Origin of the sequence: Kitasatospora sp. NPDC057500 (genome assembly GCF_042802195.1) — a bacterium.
Taxonomy (GTDB): Bacteria; Actinomycetota; Actinomycetes; order Streptomycetales; family Streptomycetaceae; genus Kitasatospora.
In genome coordinates this window covers 1-2941 of sequence record NZ_JBHVER010000394.1, presented here as the reverse complement: position 1 = coordinate 2941, position 2941 = coordinate 1, and the positions used below count along the sequence as shown (strand labels likewise).

4 protein-coding genes are annotated in these 2941 nt (G+C 70.7%); 3 read left to right on the top strand and 1 reads right to left on the bottom strand.

Features of this window, described 5'->3' with window-relative positions; genetic code table 11:
* Window positions 1-188 precede the first annotated feature (188 nt).
* Both ACFU74_RS36825 and ACFU74_RS36820 read left to right on the top strand, forming a co-directional pair.
* Window positions 189-419 (top strand): antitoxin, encoded by a 231-nt coding sequence (locus tag ACFU74_RS36825; RefSeq protein WP_380764497.1) that lies wholly within the window; start codon window positions 189-191, stop codon window positions 417-419.
* Window positions 416-823, top strand: coding sequence for a type II toxin-antitoxin system VapC family toxin (locus ACFU74_RS36820; RefSeq protein ID WP_380764496.1), 408 nt, complete (start codon window positions 416-418; stop codon window positions 821-823). Before ACFU74_RS36825 ends, ACFU74_RS36820 begins: the two co-directional genes overlap by 4 nt.
* 117 nt (window positions 824-940) lie before the next feature.
* Here the strand turns inward: ACFU74_RS36820 and ACFU74_RS36815 are convergent, their stop codons facing one another.
* Window positions 941-1333, bottom strand: coding sequence for a VOC family protein (locus tag ACFU74_RS36815; RefSeq protein WP_380764495.1), 393 nt, complete (start codon window positions 1331-1333; stop codon window positions 941-943).
* Window positions 1334-1578: 245 nt separating this feature from the next.
* Here ACFU74_RS36815 and ACFU74_RS36810 point away from each other — a divergent pair, with 245 nt between their 5' ends.
* Entirely contained in the window at window positions 1579-2886 is a 1308-nt protein-coding gene (locus ACFU74_RS36810; RefSeq protein WP_380764494.1) for a hypothetical protein, read from the top strand.
* Window positions 2887-2941: the final 55 nt, after the last annotated feature.

The following is a 2941-nucleotide window of genomic DNA, read 5'->3' as shown; positions in this document are numbered from 1 at the left end:
GGGCGGGAATGCAGCCCTTGCCCTTGGCGTACACGCCCCCGGCCACCAGGGCCTCCCGCCCCGGGGCCGAGGGCGGTGGGGGGCCGGGCGCGCCGCCCCGTGGCCCCCGGGGGGGGCCGCTCCGTCGTGCCGGCTGCGAATGAGCTCCACTATCTGCATTTTGCAGATAGTGGAGCTAGAATGCAGACATGACTGCCCTCACGATCCGGGACGTCCCGGACGACCAGATCCAGACCCTGAAGGTCCGCGCGGCTCAGGCAGGCAAGTCACTGCAGGCGTTCATGCAGGACTTGATCGCCAGGGAGGCGTCCAGGCCCACGATGGCGGAGATGATGGCGCGGCTCGACCGGGAGACCACCGCCGACGTCAGTGCGGCCGATGTCCTCGCCGCCATCGATGAGGGGCGATCCGGACGTTGATCGTCATTGACTGCTCCGCGCTCGTCCTGGCTCTCACGGCTCAGGGTTCCGACGGAAAGCTCGTCCGCGGTCGGGTGACCGAGGCGGGGGACGTGTACGCGCCCACCCTCCTGGACTACGAGATCCAGTCGGCCCTCCTCGGCATGCATCGTGGCGGCAAGTTGATGGAGAAGGAGATGGAGAGGGCGGTCGCCGCGTACCGCGTACTTCCCATCGCCAAGCGCGAGACCTTTCCCTTCTGGGACCGTGTGAAGAAGCTGAACGCCAACCTCAGCGCCTACGACTCCCAGTACGTCGCTCTGGCAGAAGCCCTGGGCGTCCCACTGATCACCAGCGACGCGAGGATCAAACGCAGTGGCGCGGCAAAGTGCGAGATCGAGGTCTTCTCCTCGATCCAGCACTGACCGACGCGACTCTTCGTACCTTCGTAGTGCTGCCTTGGTTGATCTTCTGTTCGATTGGACGGCCCGGGCGTGCCCTCGCCGTCTGTCGGCGGGGCCGCCCGGAGGGGGCGCGGTCGGTCAGGCGGCGTCCTCGGGGTACCAGCGGAGTTCGACGGTGTTGCCGTCCGGGTCCTGGACGTAGACGGAGGTGGCGTCGCCGCGGGCGCCGTAGCGGGTGACGGGGCCCTCCAGGACGGTGAAGGCGCCGGAGTCGATGACCTCCTGCCAGTCGAGCGGGTCGACGGTGAGGCAGATGTGGTCGACGTTGGACCCGCCGCGCGGGCGGGACGTCAGGTCGATGATGGTCTCGGGGGTGATCCGGACGGACGGGAAGGGGGCCTTGCCGGCCCGCCATTCGTCGACGCGGACCGGCTCCAGCCCGAGCAGGCCGGTGTAGAACTCCAGCGAGCGCTCGACGTCGCCGACGTTGAGGACGAGGTGGTCGAAGGCCTTCACGCGGAGGGTGGTCATGGGTGGCTCCAGTCGGGGTGGGCGCGGTCGGACGGTGCGTCTCCACGATCCGCCGGACGGCCGCCGCGATCAAGGCCGTTTTTGTCGACTTGTAGGGAATGTCCGCGCAAAAAAATAGTTGGTTGACATTCCAACGCGGTGATCGGATATTCTGCGGCCCGCGTGACGGGGGGGCCTTGTGCGCTCACCGGGAATTGCGTCTATTTCGGACCATTGAGGTACATGTGAGAATTCGCCATGCGCTCATGGCTGCGGCGCTGGTCGCGTCGCTGGTCGCGCTGACCGCCCCTGCCGCCCACGCGGCCGGCGGCGACCGGACCCACAGCGTCAGGCTGGACGGGCTCGCCTCCGTCGAGCCCGGCGGCGGCTGGTCCGAGGGTTCGGTGACGGTCAGGAACGACACCGACAAGCCCTCCGTCGACCAGCACCTGCTGATCGTGGTCGGCTCCCAGTCGCTCGGCCCGGACCAGCTCCTGGTGGAGTACGCCGACGGCGCCTCCGGCGCGTGGCAGCCGGTGAGGATGACGGCCCAGGACCTGGGCGGGGGCACCGGCGGCTACGAGGGCACCGCGGCCGATGTCACCGGTGCCGCGGTGGAGCTGCAGCCGCACGCGGAGCGCACCTTCAAGCTGCGCTTCAAGGTGGTGCAGTCGAAGCACGAGGGCCCGGCGGTGGACATCGGGTTCGAGGCCTACCTCGGGCCCGGGCTGAGGCAGGACGGCCAGGTCAGGGACTGGACGGCCGGTACCGGCCGGGTGGTCAAGGTGAACGGCCTCACCACGACCATCGAGGGGCTGCCCAAGTCGATCCCGGCGGACGGCAGGCCGCACCCGTTCAAGGTCTCGATCAAGACCGCCAACGGCTTCGACTGGCACATCACCGAGGCCTCGTTCTTCCTCTGGGCGGGCCAGGGCGTCGGTTCGATGGACGGCCCGCCGGCCTGTGACGCCGAGGTGGACGTCCAGGACCCGAAGGACGGCAGCTGGCACCGGGTCGACCTGGGCGCGGTCGGCATGGTCGGCGGCTCCGTCGACGTGGCGAAGTGGGCCACCGGCCCGGTCGACAACAAGGTGATCAACGCCCGGATCACCCTCGGGAAGAACTTCAAGCTCGACCCCTCGGACCCGTCGCTCAACTTCGGCTACTACCCGGGGGCCGGTCCGGTGCTCTTCTGGACCACCGAGCGGATCGCCACGACCCCGGTCGACGGCGCGCCCGACTGCGTGAACCCTGACGCGCCGGTGCCGACCGCCACGCCGACGCCGACGCCGACCGCGACCGCGAAGCCGACCGCGACCGCGAAGCCGACCGCCGCGCCGAGCACCGCCGCCGCGGTGCCGACGTCGACCGCGACGCCGAGCAAGGCCCCCACGCCGACCGCGAGCCCGTCGGTGGTCAAGGCCGTCGCCAAGCCCTCCCCGGCCAAGGAGGCCGCCGGCGAGCTGGCCGACACCGGCTCCTCCGACCCCGTCGTCCCGGCGGGCATCGCCGCCGCGCTGATCGCGATCGGCGCCGCCGCCGTCGCGCTGGCCCGTCGCGCCCGCCGCGGCTGACCCGGCCGGCAGCGCTCGCCGCGGCCCGGCCGCGGGAACCGCACCGCCCCGGAAG

Excerpts from the sequence above, each read along its gene's own strand:
- ACFU74_RS36810 (WP_380764494.1), top strand. The coding sequence starts at position 1,579 with ATGGCTGCGGCGCTGGTCGCGTCGCTGGTCGCGCTGACCGCCCCTGCC.
- ACFU74_RS36825 (WP_380764497.1), top strand. The coding sequence starts at position 189 with ATGACTGCCCTCACGATCCGGGACGTCCCGGACGACCAGATCCAGACC.
- ACFU74_RS36815 (WP_380764495.1), bottom strand. The coding sequence starts at position 1,333 with ATGACCACCCTCCGCGTGAAGGCCTTCGACCACCTCGTCCTCAACGTC.